The sequence below is a fragment of the Streptomyces sp. M41 genome (assembly GCF_043673425.1).
GTDB lineage: Bacteria > Actinomycetota > Actinomycetes > Streptomycetales > Streptomycetaceae > Streptomyces.
This window is the reverse complement of sequence record NZ_JBIMKE010000028.1, coordinates 1-14,156: the sequence shown is the minus strand read 5'-3', so window position 1 is coordinate 14,156 and position 14,156 is coordinate 1. Positions and strand designations below refer to the sequence as shown.

Genomic DNA, 14,156 nt, shown 5'->3' with positions numbered 1-14,156 from the left:
CGTACCAGCGGCTTCGAGGGCGGAGCAGCGCCCAGGTGGCAGTAGCGTTCCGTACATGAGACTCGGTGTCCTCGACGTGGGTTCGAACACGGTGCATCTACTGGTCGTGGATGCCCACCCCGGCGCGCGCCCGCTGCCCGCGCACTCGCACAAGGTGGAGCTGCGCCTTGCCCAACTCCTCGACGACAGCGGGGCCATCGGCCCCGAGGGGGTCGACAAACTCGTCGGCGTCGTCCACGAGGCGTTGCAGGCCGCCGAGGACAAGGGTGTCGAGGAAGTCCTGCCGTTCGCCACGTCCGCGGTCCGGGAGGCCCGTAACGCCGACGACGTCCTCGCGCGCGTGAAGGAGGAGACCGGCGTCGAGCTCCAGGTTCTCAGCGGCGCCGAGGAGGCCCGGCTGACCTTCCTCGCCGCCCGGCGCTGGTTCGGATGGTCGGCCGGCAAGCTGCTGGTGCTGGACATCGGGGGCGGCTCCCTGGAGATCGCGTACGGCATCGACGAGGAGCCGGACGCCGCCGTGTCCCTGCCGCTGGGCGCGGGACGCCTCACGGCGGGATGGCTGCCGGGTGATCCGCCGGAGCCGGACGACATACGGGCCCTGCGACGGCATGTGCGCGCGGAGATCGCCCGGACGGTCGGTGAGTTCAGCCGCTTCGGGGCGCCCGACCATGTGGTCGCCACGTCCAAGACCTTCAAGCAGCTGGCCCGCCTGGCCGGCGCGGCCCGCTCCGCGGACGGCCTCTACGTCCAGCGCGACCTGAAGCGGGAGTCCCTGGAGGGCTGGGTCCCCCGCCTCGCCGGCATGACCATCGACCAGCGGGCCGAACTCCCGGGCGTCTCGGAGGGCCGCGCGGCCCAGCTGCTCGCGGGGGCGCTGGTGGCCGAGGGCGCCATGGACCTCTTCGGCGTGGAGACCCTGGAGATCTGCCCGTGGGCGCTGCGCGAGGGCGTGATCCTGCGGAAGCTGGACCATATGTCGGTGGACTGACCGGACGACGGGACCGGCCCGGCTGACTGGACGTGTCGGGCCTACGGGACCGGCGGCTGACTGGACGCGTCGGACCGAGGGGACCGGCCCGGCTGACCGACGCGTCGGAGCCACTGGACCGACCCGGCTGACCGACGCATCGGACCGACCGGACCGGCGGACTGACCGGACGGGCGGGGACCGACCAGACAGGTCGGCCAGTCGGACTGGTCGCGACTGGTCGGGACTGATCGCTGACTGATCAGGGGACCGACCGGTGGAGTGAGCGCCCGGCTCCGACGGACGGCGCCGGTGGGCCCCACGTGCGTGAAGCCCACCACACCCCGGTCCCGCCCCTTCCATCCGCCCGCACCGCATATGCCCAGTTCGCACCCCTGACCGGTTCCCGCTCCTCCCGGCGGGCGCCCGACCATCGGTTCCCCGGCCTCCCGTGCCGCCCCGTACTCTGTCCCCGTGGCAGAACCAGTGGTGCGCATCCCGGATGCGAAGGTCGCCCTGTCGACGGCCTCCGTCTATCCGGAGTCGACGGCGACGGCCTTCGAGATCGCTGCGCGCCTCGGGTACGACGGCGTCGAGGTCATGGTGTGGACCGACCCCGTGAGCCAGGACATGGAGGCCCTGCGCCGGCTCAGCGACTACCACGGCGTCCCGATCCTCGCCGTGCACGCCCCCTGCCTGCTGATCACCCAGCGCGTGTGGTCCACCGACCCCTGGACCAAACTCCAGCGCGCCCAGGCCGCCGCCGAGAAGCTGGGCGCCTCCACGGTCGTCGTGCACCCGCCGTTTCGCTGGCAGCGCCAGTACGCCCGTGACTTCGTCGACGGCATCTGGCGGATGGCGAACGAGACGGATGTGCGGTTCGCCGTAGAGAACATGTACCCCTGGCGCTACCGCGACCGCGAGATGCTCGCGTACGCCCCCGACTGGGACGTGACGAACGACGACTACCGTCACTTCACGATCGATCTCAGCCATACGGCGACCGCCCGGACCGACGCCCTGCAGATGGTCGACCGCATGGGGGACCGGCTGGGCCATGTCCACCTCGCGGACGGCCGCGGCTCGGCCAAGGACGAGCACCTCGTCCCCGGCCGCGGCAACCAGCCCTGCGCCGAGGTGCTGGAGCGCCTCGCCCTGGGCGGCTTCGACGGCCATGTCGTCATCGAGGTCAACACCCGCCGCGCGATGTCCAGCGCCGAACGCGAGGCCGACCTGGCCGAGGCCCTCGCCTTCACCCGGCTGCATCTGGCCTCGGCCGCGAAGGTGCCCCGGCCATGACCGGCGCCACCTCGGGCGGGGGCGGGGTGACCTCGGGTGGAGGCGGGGTGACCTCCCGACGCCGGGGCCGGCCCCCTCGTACGGAATCCGCCGACACCCGCGACCGCATCCTGAACGCCGCCCGCGAGGAGTTCTCCGAGCGCGGCTACGAAACGACGTCCGTGCGCGGCATCGCCAAGGCGGCCGGCGTGGACTCGGCCCTCGTGCACCACTACTTCGGCACCAAGGAACAGGTCTTCGAGGCGGCGGTCGAGGTCGCCTTCGCCCCCGCCCTGAAGGTGCGGGACGTGGTGCTGGAAGGCCCCCTCGAGGTCGTCGGCGAGCGCATGACCCGCACGATCTTCGGGCTCTGGGAGAACCCGGTGACCCGCAAGCCGCTGCTCGCGATCGTGCGTTCCGCGGTGAACAACGACGCCGCAGCCGCCGTCTTCCGGCGCCTGGTCTCCGCCCAGCTGCTGCGCCGCATCGCCGGCGAGATCGACGCCCCGGACGCGGAACTGCGCGCCGAGCTGGCCGCCGCACAGCTCGTTGGCGTAGCGATGATGCGCTACGTCATCAAGATCGAGCCGGTCGCGTCGGCCGACGTGGAGCAGATCATCGCGCGGGTGGCCCCCGTCGTGCAGGGACACCTCACGGGGCGGTACGCCGCCGAGGCGTGAGTCGTCCCCCTAGTCCCCCTTAGTCCCCCTCAGCCTCCGTTCAGTTCCCGTCTAGTCCCCTTAGACCCCTTAGGCCCCTTAGTCCCCGTGCTCTTCTCGTGCCTGCTCCCCGAGACATGCGTCCCGTATTTCGGACACCTTGTCCCGCCCTCTGGATGACCGGCGTACGCTCGTTAGCAGTCAGAAGTCTCTGATCGCAGTCCCTGCAGTCGATGCAGTCCCTGAAGGAGCGAGCGACGATGCCCGAGCTGAGGTCCCGCACAGTCACCCACGGCCGCAACATGGCGGGCGCCCGCGCCCTTATGCGCGCCTCCGGTGTACCCGGTGCGGACATCGGCCGGAAGCCGATCATCGCGGTGGCGAACTCCTTCACCGAGTTCGTGCCGGGCCACACCCACCTCCAGCCCGTCGGCCGGATCGTCAGCGAGGCGATCAGGGAGGCCGGCGGCATCCCCCGTGAGTTCAACACCATCGCCGTGGACGACGGCATCGCGATGGGCCACGGCGGCATGCTGTACTCCCTGCCCTCCCGCGACCTCATCGCGGACTCGGTCGAATACATGGCCGAGGCCCACTGCGCCGATGCCCTGATCTGCATCTCCAACTGCGACAAGATCACCCCGGGCATGCTGAACGCGGCCCTCCGCCTCAACATCCCCACAGTCTTCGTCTCCGGCGGCCCCATGGAGTCCGGCCGCGCCACGCTGGTCGACGGCACGGTCCGCACCCTCGACCTGGTCGACGCGATCTCCGACGCCGTGAACGACAAGATCTCGGACGAGGACATCCTCCGTATCGAGGAGAACGCCTGTCCGACCTGCGGCTCCTGTTCCGGCATGTTCACCGCCAACTCGATGAACTGCCTGACCGAGGCCATCGGCCTCTCCCTGCCGGGCAACGGCTCGGTCCTCGCCACGCACACGGCCCGCAAGGCCCTGTACGAGAACGCGGCCCGCACGGTGATGGACATCACCCGCCGCTACTACGAGCAGGACGACGACACGGTCCTGCCGCGCAACGTCGCCACCTTCGCCGCCTTCGAGAACGCCATGGCCCTCGACATCGCCATGGGCGGCTCCACCAACACGATCCTGCACCTGCTGGCCGCCGCCCAGGAGGCGGGCGTCCCGTTCGGGCTGGAGCAGATCGACGCGGTCAGCCGCCGCGTGCCGTGCCTCGCGAAGGTCGCGCCCAATGTCGCCAAGGACCGCACGTACTACATGGAGGACGTGCACCGCGCCGGCGGCATCCCGGCCCTCCTGGGCGAGCTGCACCGCGGTGGCCTGCTCAACGAGGACGTGCACGCCGTCCACAGCTCGTCCCTGTCGGACTGGCTGAAGACCTGGGACGTGCGCGGGGGCTCGCCCTCGCCCGAGGCGGTCGAGATGTGGCACGCGGCCCCGGGCTGCGTCCGGTCGGCGGAGGCCTTCTCGCAGTCCGAGCGCTGGGAGGCGCTCGACGAGGACGCCGAGGGCGGCTGCATCCGCAGCGTCGAACACGCCTACTCCAAGGACGGCGGCCTCGCGGTCCTCAAGGGCAACCTCGCCGTGGACGGCTGCGTGGTGAAGACGGCCGGCGTCGACGAGTCCATCTGGACCTTCGAGGGCCCCGCGGTCGTCTGCGAGTCGCAGGAAGAGGCCGTCGAGAAGATCCTCAACAAGCAGGTGACCGACGGCGACGTCGTCGTCATCCGCTACGAGGGCCCCAAGGGCGGCCCCGGCATGCAGGAGATGCTCTACCCCACGTCCTTCCTCAAGGGCCGTGGCCTCGGCAAGAGCTGCGCCCTGATCACCGACGGCCGTTTCTCCGGCGGCACTTCCGGTCTGTCCATCGGCCACGCCTCGCCCGAGGCGGCCTCCGGCGGCACGATCGCCCTCGTCGAGGACGGCGACCGCATCCGCATCGACATCCCGAACCGCTCGATCGAGTTGCTCGTCGACGAGGCGGAACTCACGCGCCGCGAGCAGGCGTTGAACGGTGCGTACGCCCCGAAGAACCGCGAGCGCAAGGTCTCCGCGGCGCTGCGGGCCTACGCGGCGATGGCGACCAGCGCCGACAAGGGCGCGGTGCGGGACGTGACGAAGCTGGGCTGACGCCCACGAGCGTTCGTAAGGGGCCGTCCCTCCGGGGCGGCCCTTCGCGCTGTCGCGGGCGGGCCGTCGCCGGGCACGGACGGGTCACGCCACCGGGCCCACGGCTCCCTCCGTCACCACTGCCACACTGGCAAGTCACCACTGGTAAGTCACCACTGGTAAGTCACCACTGGTAAGTCACCACTGGGACGTCACCACTGGGACGTCACCACTGGGACGGATCGCGGCCGTCCACGCCGAAGACGGTGCCGTCGGGGGCGGCGGAGTAGACACGGCCGTCGGCGAGGACCGGCTCCGGCAGGTTGGCCGCCACTCGGTCCGAGTCGGTGCCGAGCCTGGGCGGCGTCTGGCCCACGAGCCTGCCGTCGCGGGCGTCCACGGCGAGCAGCCTGCCGTCCGGAGCGCTGACGTACACATGCCGGCCGTCGACGACGGGCGACGACGTACGGACCACGGACGTCTCCAGGCTCCACAGCTGCTTGCGCGTCTTCACGTCGACAGCGACCAGCGAGCCGCCGTCGCCCATGAGGTAGAGGACGTTCCCACGCGTCGTGCCGTGCGCCTGCTGCACCGGACGGGCCAGCGGAACGCGCTGTGCAGTCCGGTCGGCGGGGGAGTAGCGGATCACGGCCCTCGTGTCGCTGTAGACCCCGTCGACGGAGAGCAGGAAGACCGATCCGTCCGAGGTACCGGCGAGCTCCAGCCTTCCCTCCAACCGGGCGTCCCAGCGCACCTCACCCGTGGCCGGTTCCACCGCCGTGACCCGGGTGCTCGAACCGTCCTCGGCCGCGGTCGCCGTGTACGCCAGCGGATCCCCGGCGAAGGAGACGAGGTACGGCGCCTGGTGTCCCGGCAGCGAACGGCTCCACTTCTGCTCGCCCGAGCCCCCGTCCACGCCGGTGACCGTGCCGTCGGTGCCGCTGATCAGCAGCATGCCGCCGGCGGCCGACACCGCGCCGTACGGGGGCCCGCTGTGCCGCCAGGCCGACTTGCCGGTGGCGGGGTCGAGCGCCTCCAGCCGGCCGTTCGCCGGCACCGACGCCGGGTGCACCAGGCCGCCCGCCACGAGCGGCGCCGCGCTCACGTCCGACGGGGTCATGGGGTGGCGCCACAGCAGGCGGCCGTTTCCCGGGTCGAGCGCGAAGAGGAGCCCGTTCTGCGTGCACAGCACCTTCCCGGCGCCGTGGGTGCACTGAGGCGTGCCCTTGTCGGGAGCCGGTGCCGCCGTCCACGCGTCGAAACCGGCCGACGCGATCCGCGCGTCCCGGCCCTTCGGCGCCGGTTCGTCACCGCCGAGAAGCTGCACCGATGCCAGCACGGCGACCCCGGCGAGGGCGACGACCCCGGCCACGAGGGCCGCCGGCCGACGACGCCTGGGCCGGAACCGGGGCCGCCGGGACGGCTCCGCGGACTTCCCTACGGCACCCGGCCGACCCGAACGCGACTCCGGAACCGATCTCGATTCCGATGCCGACCCCGATTCCGGCCCCGGCCGTGCTCCTTGCCCCGCCCCCGTCCCCGCCGCCGGGTGAGCCTCACCCTCCGGGTCCGCCGTAGACACCGGACTGCCCGCCCCGTCCGTGGTCCGCTGCGCCGGAATGAACGCCTGCGTGTCGTACGACGCCGCCACCGAGCGCAGCTCGCGCATCATCTCGTCCGGAGTCGGCCGGTCCTCGGGCTCCTTGGCGAGACAGCGCAGCACCAGCGGCGCGAGACTCGGCGGCAGTCCGGTCAGGTCCGGCTCGTCATGGACGACCTGGTAGGCCACGACATAGGGGCTGTCCGAGTCGAACGGCCCCCGCCCTGTCGCCGCATGCACCAGCACCGACCCGAGCGCGAAGATGTCGGCGGCCGGACCGACCTCCCGGGGCCGCCGGAACTGCTCCGGCGCCATGAACGGCGGTGTGCCGATCAACTTCCCCGTCTCGGTCCGCAGTTCGCTGTCCTTCGGCCGAGAGATACCGAAGTCGATGACTTTCGGCCCGTCCTCGGCGAGCAGCACATTGCTCGGCTTCAGGTCCCGGTGCACCACGCCGACCCGGTGTATGTCGCGCAGTGCCTCGGCCAGTCCGGCCATCAACCGCCGCAGCTGCGGCGGTTCCATCGGGCCGTTCCGCTTCACATGCTCGGAGAGGGTCGGGCCGGGAATGAACAGCGTGGCCATCCAGGGGCGTTCGGCCTCGGGATCGGCGTCCACCACAGGTGCGGTGAAAGCCCCGCTGACCTTGCGAGCGGCCCCCACCTCCTGCCGGAAACGCCCCCTGAACTCGGGGTCCCTGGCGAATTCGGCATGCACGACCTTCACTGCGAGCTGCATGCCCGAGGTGCTGCGCGCCAGATGGACGACGCCCATGCCGCCGGAGCCCAGACGCTCCTCCAGGCGGTAGTGACCGGCGTATTCGGGAAGTTCCGCTTCCGCGCCCGCTCCGGCGTTCTGCTGTGGCGCCATGGGACCACCCCCGTGCTGTTCGTCCGCGCGCGCGACGCACGGAGCCTAGTCGATGACTCGTACGAGACAGAGGCGGCTTGCTAGCCTCCGTGTTCCCCATGCGCACATGTGTGCGTGGCGTGATTTGGGGGAATCAACGGGACCCCATGGCAGTCATGGGGATCAACGGGGGAGGAACGATCATGTCCGTGGAACGCGTCGAAGAGGCCACACGAGCCGGGGCGGTCGAGCAAGCCGAGGAAGTCGGGGGCGTCGCGGCAGAGGCCGTCACGACGGCGGCCACGGCCAGGGCAGTGCGCTACTACTCGGTCGCACCGGGCGTCCGTCTGAACGTCCGCCGGGGCCCGGGCATCGGCTACGCCCTCGTCCGGATCCTGCCCGAGGGCGCCAGGATCCCGATCCACTGCCAGACACCGGGCACGACCGTGGCCGGTCCGTACGGCACGTCGAACATCTGGGACAACATCGGCGACGGCGAGTACGTCGCGGACGCCTTCGTCCGGACGGGCAGCGACGGCTACGTCCGTCCGCGCTGCTCCTGATCCAAGCCGATCCCGGTGTTCACCGATCCCGGTGTTCACCGATCCCGGTGTTCACCGATCCCGGTTCGCCGGTCCCGGTTCGCCGGTCCCGGTGCACCGGTCCCAGTTCAGCCGGTCCCGGTCCACCGTTCGCCGGGACCCATAAGGAGCCCGCGGCCTGCCGGAGCCATAATCGACTGGTGAGCGAGAAGAACGGCACGCCGGCCACCCCCGCGGGCTCCTCGGGTCCCCGCCCCGAGCCCCTGCGCTTCTTCGGCACGACCTGGGTCGACCACGACCACGGCTACACAGCCCGCCGTATCGCGGTCTCCGTCGGCTCCCTCGCCGCCGCAGCCGCCTCCTGCGTGGTCCTGCGCTTCGCCTACCAGGGCATCGAGATCGCCGCCGTCGGCGGTTTCGTCACCGTCCTGCTGGTCGTGATGTTCGCGGTGTGCAGCGCCCTCGCCTTCCGCCACACCTGGGACGCCTTCACCAAACGCCCCGACCCCGAGCGCCACGCCTCACTCCGCGGACTCCTGGCCATCGGCTTCGTCGGCTCCCTCCTCGCCTACTTCCTCCGCTCCCTCATCGAGGCCCCCGGCGAGAAACTCCACCGCGAGGAGTACGAGGCCGCCGGCAAGAAGCACAACACCCGCACCACCCGCCGCTCAGGCAACCCGGCCAAGAAGCGCCGCCGTACGTAGGGGGCTTCTGACGATTCCCACCTGCCTGCCCACGGGCGGACGACGGGAAGCGTCAGACACCCCATCCCGCCGGCCGCACGCGCCCCACGTCCCCAAAAGCCCGGTGCGCACCCCGGCCACCCCGGCCACCATGGCCGTATGACGGTCCCTTCCCGCACCGACCGAGCCCACCGAGCCCGTTCCTTCGACGCCGCCGCAGCCCAGTACGCCGCGAACCGCCCCTCCTACCCGCCCGCCCTCCTCGACGCGATCGAGGAACTCGCCGGCCGCCCCCTCACCGGCGCACGGGTCATCGACGTGGGCGCCGGCACGGGCATAGCCACCGCCCTCCTCCACGCCCGCGGCGCCGACGTCCTCGCCGTGGAACCCGGCGACGGCATGGCAGCCCAGTTCCGCCGCACCCACCCCGACATCCCGATCGTCCGCGGCAACGGCAACGCCCTCCCCGTCGCCACCGCCTGCGCCGACTTCATCACCTACGCCCAGGCCTGGCACTGGACCGACCCGGCCCACTCGGCACCCGAGGCCCTCCGCGTACTGCGCCCCGGCGGCGCACTGGCCCTGTGGTGGAACACCACGCCTCTCGACATCCCCTGGCACATGGCACAGGCGCGCAGGATCGAGCGTCGCTTCGGCGCCCACCCGGTCGTCGAGCAGAACGGCAGCGGCGCCCGAGCCGCCCAGGCCGCCGCCCCCGCCGGCCGCCTCGCCTTCGCCGGCCGAAAGGTCCGCTGGAGCCGCCGCGTCCCCATCGACACACACCTGGCGAACATCGGCAGCCACTCGCTCTTCCTGGTCCACGGCAAGGAGGCGAGCACCGCCTTCCTCACGGAGGAGAGGCAACTCCTCCTCACCGCCTTCCCGGACGGGATCGTCGAAGAGACCTACGACGTGGACCTGCTGGTCGCCACCACCTCCTGACCTCCTCCCGCACCCCCTCCCTCACCCCCGCGCGGGCCCCCGACCATCCGCCGCTTCCCGCCCACCACCTTCGCGCCCACAACCCTCCCGCCTCGCGCCCACCACCCTCGTGCCACCACCCTCCCGCCCGCCTTCCCTGCGGGCGCATCCCCGTTTCCTCCCGGCCCGCCGACGCTTGACGCCCCAGCCTCGCCAGGCGCATTATTCATCACATGATGAATTACTCTCCCGGCCACCCTGACGATCCCCCCGACACCCCCGCCGTCCGAGCCGAAGCCCTCAACGTCGTACGCGGCACCCGCCCCGTACTCCGCGGCCTCGACTTCACCGTCCCGCGGGGCCAGATCACCGGCCTCCTCGGCCCGTCGGGCTGTGGCAAGTCGACCCTCATGCGAGCGATCGTCGGCACCCAGGCCAAGGTCACCGGCACCCTCGACGTCCTCGGCCGCCCGGCCGGCCACCCCACCCTGCGCACCCGCCTCGGCTACGTCACCCAAGCCCCCTCCGTCTACGACGACCTGACCATCCGCCAGAACCTCGCCTACTTCGCCGCGATCCTCGACCCCGGCCGCACGGCCGCCGACCGGCGCCACGAGAACGTCACCCGCGCCATCGCCGACGTCGACCTCACCAGCCACACCGACGCCCTGGCCGGCAACCTCTCCGGCGGTCAGCGCAGCCGCGTCTCCCTGGCCGTCGCCCTCCTCGGCACCCCCGAACTCCTCGTCCTGGACGAACCGACCGTCGGCCTGGACCCCGTCCTGCGCCGCGACCTCTGGGCCCTCTTCCATGACCTCACCACCACGCGCGGCGCCACCCTCCTCATCTCCTCCCACGTCATGGACGAGGCCGAGCGCTGCCACCGCCTCCTCCTCATGCGCGAGGGCCGGATCCTCGCCGACGACACCCCGGACGCCCTGCGCACCCGTACGCACTCCGAGACGGTCGAGGCAGCCTTCCTGCGCCTGGTCGACGAGGCGACCGCGCACGACCGCGCGAAGGAGACCACGCGATGACCACCACGACGAGCACGACGAGCACGACCACCGCACTCAGGCCCGCCCCCACCGGCGCCCTGAACCTCGCCCGCACGACCGCCACCGCGTCCCGGGTCCTGCGCCAGCTCCGCCACGACCCGCGCACCATCGCGCTGATGCTCCTCGTCCCCTGCGTGATGCTCTTCCTGCTGCGCTACGTCTTCGACGGCAGCCCGCGCACCTTCGACAACATCGGCGCCTCCCTCCTCGGGATCTTCCCGCTGATCACGATGTTCCTGGTCACCTCCATCGCCACCCTGCGCGAACGCACCTCGGGCACCCTCGAACGCCTCCTCGCCATGCCCCTCGGCAAGGGCGACCTCATCGCCGGCTACGCCCTCGCCTTCGGCGCGCTCGCGATCGTCCAGTCCGCCCTGGCCACCGGACTCGCCCTGTGGCTCCTCGGCCTGGACGTCACCGGCAGCCCCTGGCTGCTCCTGCTCGTGGCCCTGCTCGACGCGCTCCTGGGCACCGCCCTCGGCCTCTTCGTCTCCGCCTTCGCGGCCTCCGAATTCCAGGCCGTCCAGTTCATGCCGGCCGTGATCTTCCCCCAGCTCCTGCTCTGCGGCCTGTTCACGCCCCGCGACAACATGCACCCCGCCCTCGAGGCGGTCTCCGACGTCCTCCCCATGTCCTACGCGGTCGACGGCATGAACGAGGTCCTCAAGCACACCGACATGACCGCCACCTTCGTCCGCGACGCCCTGATCGTGGCCGGCTGCGCCCTGCTGGTCCTGTGCCTCGGCGCGGCGACCCTGCGACGCAGGACGACCTGACCGCCCCGATGCCCTTTTCGTCCCGCCCACCGGACACGCCACCTCGGAAGGCGCCCCCGGTGCGAGGATGAACCCGGACGACGCAACCCCCGGAGGGCCCCCAGCCATGACGCAGAAAGTCGCAGTCCTCGGCACCGGCAAGATCGGCGAAGCCCTGCTCAGCGGAATGATCCGCGGCGGCTGGGCCCCGGCCGACCTGCTGGTGACGGCCCGCCGCGCGGAACGAGCCGAGGAACTCCGCACCCGCTACGGAGTCACCCCGGTCACCAACGCGGAAGCGGCCAAGACCGCCGACACGCTGATCCTCACGGTCAAGCCGCAGGACATGGGCACCCTCCTCGACGAACTCGCCCCGCACGTCCCCACCGACCGCCTGGTCATCAGCGGAGCCGCCGGCATCCCCACCGCCTTCTTCGAGGCCCGGCTCGCCGCCGGTACCCCGGTCGTCCGGGTCATGACCAATACCCCCGCCCTCGTCGACGAGGCGATGTCCGTCATCTCCGCGGGCAGCCACGCGAGCGAAGCCGACCTCACCCACGCCGAGGAGATCTTCGGCTCCGTCGGCAAGACGCTCCGCGTCCCCGAGTCCCAGCAGGACGCCTGCACCGCCCTCTCCGGCTCCGGCCCGGCGTACTTCTTCTACCTGGTCGAAGCCATGACGGACGCCGGCATCCTGCTCGGCCTGCCCCGCGACAAGGCCCACGACCTCATCGTCCAGTCCGCGATCGGCGCCGCGACGATGCTCAGGGACAGCGGCGAACACCCCGTCAAGCTCCGCGAGAACGTGACATCCCCCGCCGGCACCACCATCAACGCCATCCGCGAACTCGAGAACCACGGCGTACGAGCAGCCCTCATCGCCGCCCTCGAAGCCGCCCGCGACCGCAGCCGCCAGCTGGCCTCCGGCAACAACAGCTGACACCCGGCCGCCCCCGCCCAGGGGGGGCGGCCCGGCACACCCGCGACCAGGCGCCCTAAACGGTCACCGGAACCTCCGCACCGGCACCCGCCGGCAGCAACCCGATCGCCCGGTACGCGGCATCCACGGTCGGCCGGGCCATCGCCCGAGCCTTCCGCGCACCATCCCGCAGCACCCCCTCCACATAGCCAGGATCCGCACACAGCTCCCTGTGCCGGTCCTGCACGGGCCTGAGCAGCTCGACCACGGCCTCGGCGGTGTCCTTCTTCAAGGCGCCGTACGACGTGTACGCACCGCTCAGCTCCGACGGGTTCCCGCCCGTGCACGCCGCGAGGATCTCCAGCAGGTTCGCCAGCCCCGGCCGGGCGTCCCGGTCGTACACGACCTCCCGCCCGCTGTCGGTCACGGCCCGCATGACCTTCTTCCGCACCACGTCCGGCTCATCGAGCAGATAGACGATCCCGGGCCCGGAGTCATCACTCTTGCCCATCTTCGACGCCGGATCCTGCAGATTCATGACCCGGGCCGCGACCTGCGGCGCAGTGGCCCGAGGCACCACGAACGCATGCCCGTAGCGCTGGTTGAACCGCACCGCCAGATCCCTGGCGAGCTCCACATGCTGCCTCTGGTCCTCCCCGACCGGCACCTGATCGGCTCCGTACGCCAGGATGTCCGCCGCCATCAGCACCGGATACGTCAGCAGCGACAGCCGCACGCTCCCGCCCCGCACCCGCTCCCGCGCCGCCTTCTCCTTGTACTGGATCATCCGCCGCATCTCACCGTCCGTGGCCACGCACTCCAGCACATACGACAGCCGCGCATGCTCATCCACATGGCTCTGGACGAAAACGGTGCACAGCTCCGGATCCAGCCCCGAGGCCAGCAGCAACGTCGCCGCCTGCCGACTGAGCCTGCGCACCCGTGCCGGATCGTGGTCGACGGTCAGCGCGTGCAGATCGACGACACAGAACAACGCGTCGGCCTGGTGCTGATCCGCGGCAGCCCACCGCTGCATGGCCCCCAGGTAGTTACCCAGCGTCAGATGCCCCGTGGGCTTGACCCCACTGAAGACCCGAGTCATCTCTTCTCCCTCTCCCGGTCGATGCCGCCGCCTCGGCCGGCCGCCCTCAGGAGCTCTGGAGGGAGATACGAAAACGGCCGCCGAGGCGGCGGCCGTTGAGTGCATACGTGCGTACGGCCGCCGTCAGGCGGCCCACCACAGCTGGGTGCACGTACGCGTCGTCATGCGACCCAGACTACGCCCCCAGGGTGTCGCGCGCCGTGAAGTTGACACGCCCGGAGCCCATCCGTAGTGTTCTCCGAGTTGTCCGACGTGAGCGCCGACTCCGGTCGTCCCCGGACAGCCATTCCGCAGGTACCAACCTCTATTCGACGACAGTCGATCTGTCTGCCGTCGTCTCATTGGCATGCGTATTCGCGTAATGAGGAATCCGCGTTCGAATGGACGCAGCCCCCGATTAGGTCGGGAGCAAGGAATCCGCTAAAGTCTCACTCGTCGGAACGGCCCAACGGCCGGGAAGACAAGCCCCGCTGACTGGGAGTCAGGCCCGAAAGGATCTGATAAAGTCGGAACCGCCGGAAAGGGAAACGCGAGAGCGGGAACCTGGAAAGCACCGAGGAAATCGGATCGGAAAGATCTGATAGAGTCGGAAACGCAAGACCGAAGGGAAGCGCCCGGAGGAAAGCCCGAGAGGGTGAGTACAAAGGAAGCGTCCGTTCCTTGAGAACTCAACAGCGTGCCAAAAGTCAACGCCAGATATGTTGATACCCCGTCTCCAGCATCTGCTGGG

General features: G+C 70.9%; 12 protein-coding genes. 10 read left to right on the top strand and 2 right to left on the bottom strand.

What is annotated here, in order from left to right; genetic code table 11:
• Positions 1-55: 55 nt before the first annotated feature.
• From ACHBTE_RS27910 to ilvD, 4 genes are all read left to right on the top strand, one after another.
• A complete protein-coding gene (locus ACHBTE_RS27910; protein ID WP_394726983.1) occupies positions 56-988 on the top strand; it encodes a Ppx/GppA family phosphatase in 933 nt (310 codons plus the stop codon).
• Between the two features lie 453 nt (positions 989-1,441).
• Complete coding sequence (locus ACHBTE_RS27905; protein WP_394726981.1) at positions 1,442-2,266, top strand: sugar phosphate isomerase/epimerase family protein; 825 nt, start codon at positions 1,442-1,444, stop codon at positions 2,264-2,266.
• Positions 2,263-2,925: a TetR family transcriptional regulator gene (locus ACHBTE_RS27900; protein ID WP_394726979.1), complete on the top strand. Its 663-nt coding sequence runs from the start codon at positions 2,263-2,265 to the stop codon at positions 2,923-2,925. The genes ACHBTE_RS27905 and ACHBTE_RS27900 overlap by 4 nt, the downstream gene beginning before the upstream one ends.
• Positions 2,926-3,164: 239 nt before the next feature.
• Complete coding sequence (gene ilvD, locus ACHBTE_RS27895) at positions 3,165-5,018, top strand: dihydroxy-acid dehydratase (RefSeq protein ID WP_394726977.1); 1,854 nt, start codon at positions 3,165-3,167, stop codon at positions 5,016-5,018.
• A gap of 205 nt (positions 5,019-5,223) precedes the next feature.
• Here ilvD and ACHBTE_RS27890 read toward each other — a convergent pair whose 3' ends face one another.
• Entirely contained in the window at positions 5,224-7,467 is a 2,244-nt protein-coding gene (locus ACHBTE_RS27890) for a serine/threonine-protein kinase (protein ID WP_394726975.1), read from the bottom strand.
• Between the two features lie 182 nt (positions 7,468-7,649).
• Between ACHBTE_RS27890 and ACHBTE_RS27885 the strand changes: the two genes are divergently transcribed.
• The 6 genes from ACHBTE_RS27885 (at position 7,650) to proC (ending at position 12,345) form a co-directional block, all read left to right on the top strand.
• Positions 7,650-8,009 (top strand): SH3 domain-containing protein, encoded by a 360-nt coding sequence (locus ACHBTE_RS27885; protein WP_394726973.1) that lies wholly within the window; start codon positions 7,650-7,652, stop codon positions 8,007-8,009.
• Between the two features lie 179 nt (positions 8,010-8,188).
• Complete coding sequence (locus tag ACHBTE_RS27880) at positions 8,189-8,692, top strand: EamA/RhaT family transporter (RefSeq protein WP_394726971.1); 504 nt, start codon at positions 8,189-8,191, stop codon at positions 8,690-8,692.
• A gap of 138 nt (positions 8,693-8,830) precedes the next feature.
• The gene (locus ACHBTE_RS27875; RefSeq protein ID WP_394726969.1) at positions 8,831-9,613 is read left to right on the top strand and encodes a class I SAM-dependent methyltransferase; all 783 of its coding nucleotides are present in this window, start codon (positions 8,831-8,833) and stop codon (positions 9,611-9,613) included.
• A 212-nt stretch (positions 9,614-9,825) separates the two neighbouring features.
• A complete protein-coding gene (locus ACHBTE_RS27870; RefSeq protein WP_394726967.1) occupies positions 9,826-10,629 on the top strand; it encodes an ABC transporter ATP-binding protein in 804 nt (267 codons plus the stop codon).
• Complete coding sequence (locus tag ACHBTE_RS27865) at positions 10,626-11,426, top strand: ABC transporter permease (RefSeq protein ID WP_394726965.1); 801 nt, start codon at positions 10,626-10,628, stop codon at positions 11,424-11,426. Before ACHBTE_RS27870 ends, ACHBTE_RS27865 begins: the two co-directional genes overlap by 4 nt.
• 106 nt (positions 11,427-11,532) lie before the next feature.
• The gene (proC, locus tag ACHBTE_RS27860; RefSeq protein WP_394726963.1) at positions 11,533-12,345 is read left to right on the top strand and encodes a pyrroline-5-carboxylate reductase; all 813 of its coding nucleotides are present in this window, start codon (positions 11,533-11,535) and stop codon (positions 12,343-12,345) included.
• A 55-nt stretch (positions 12,346-12,400) separates the two neighbouring features.
• On the opposite strand, the gene trpS is transcribed toward proC, so the two are convergent.
• Positions 12,401-13,426, bottom strand: a complete 1,026-nt coding sequence (trpS, locus tag ACHBTE_RS27855; protein ID WP_394726961.1) for a tryptophan--tRNA ligase — start codon at positions 13,424-13,426, stop codon at positions 12,401-12,403.
• Between the last annotated feature and the right edge of the window lie 730 nt (positions 13,427-14,156).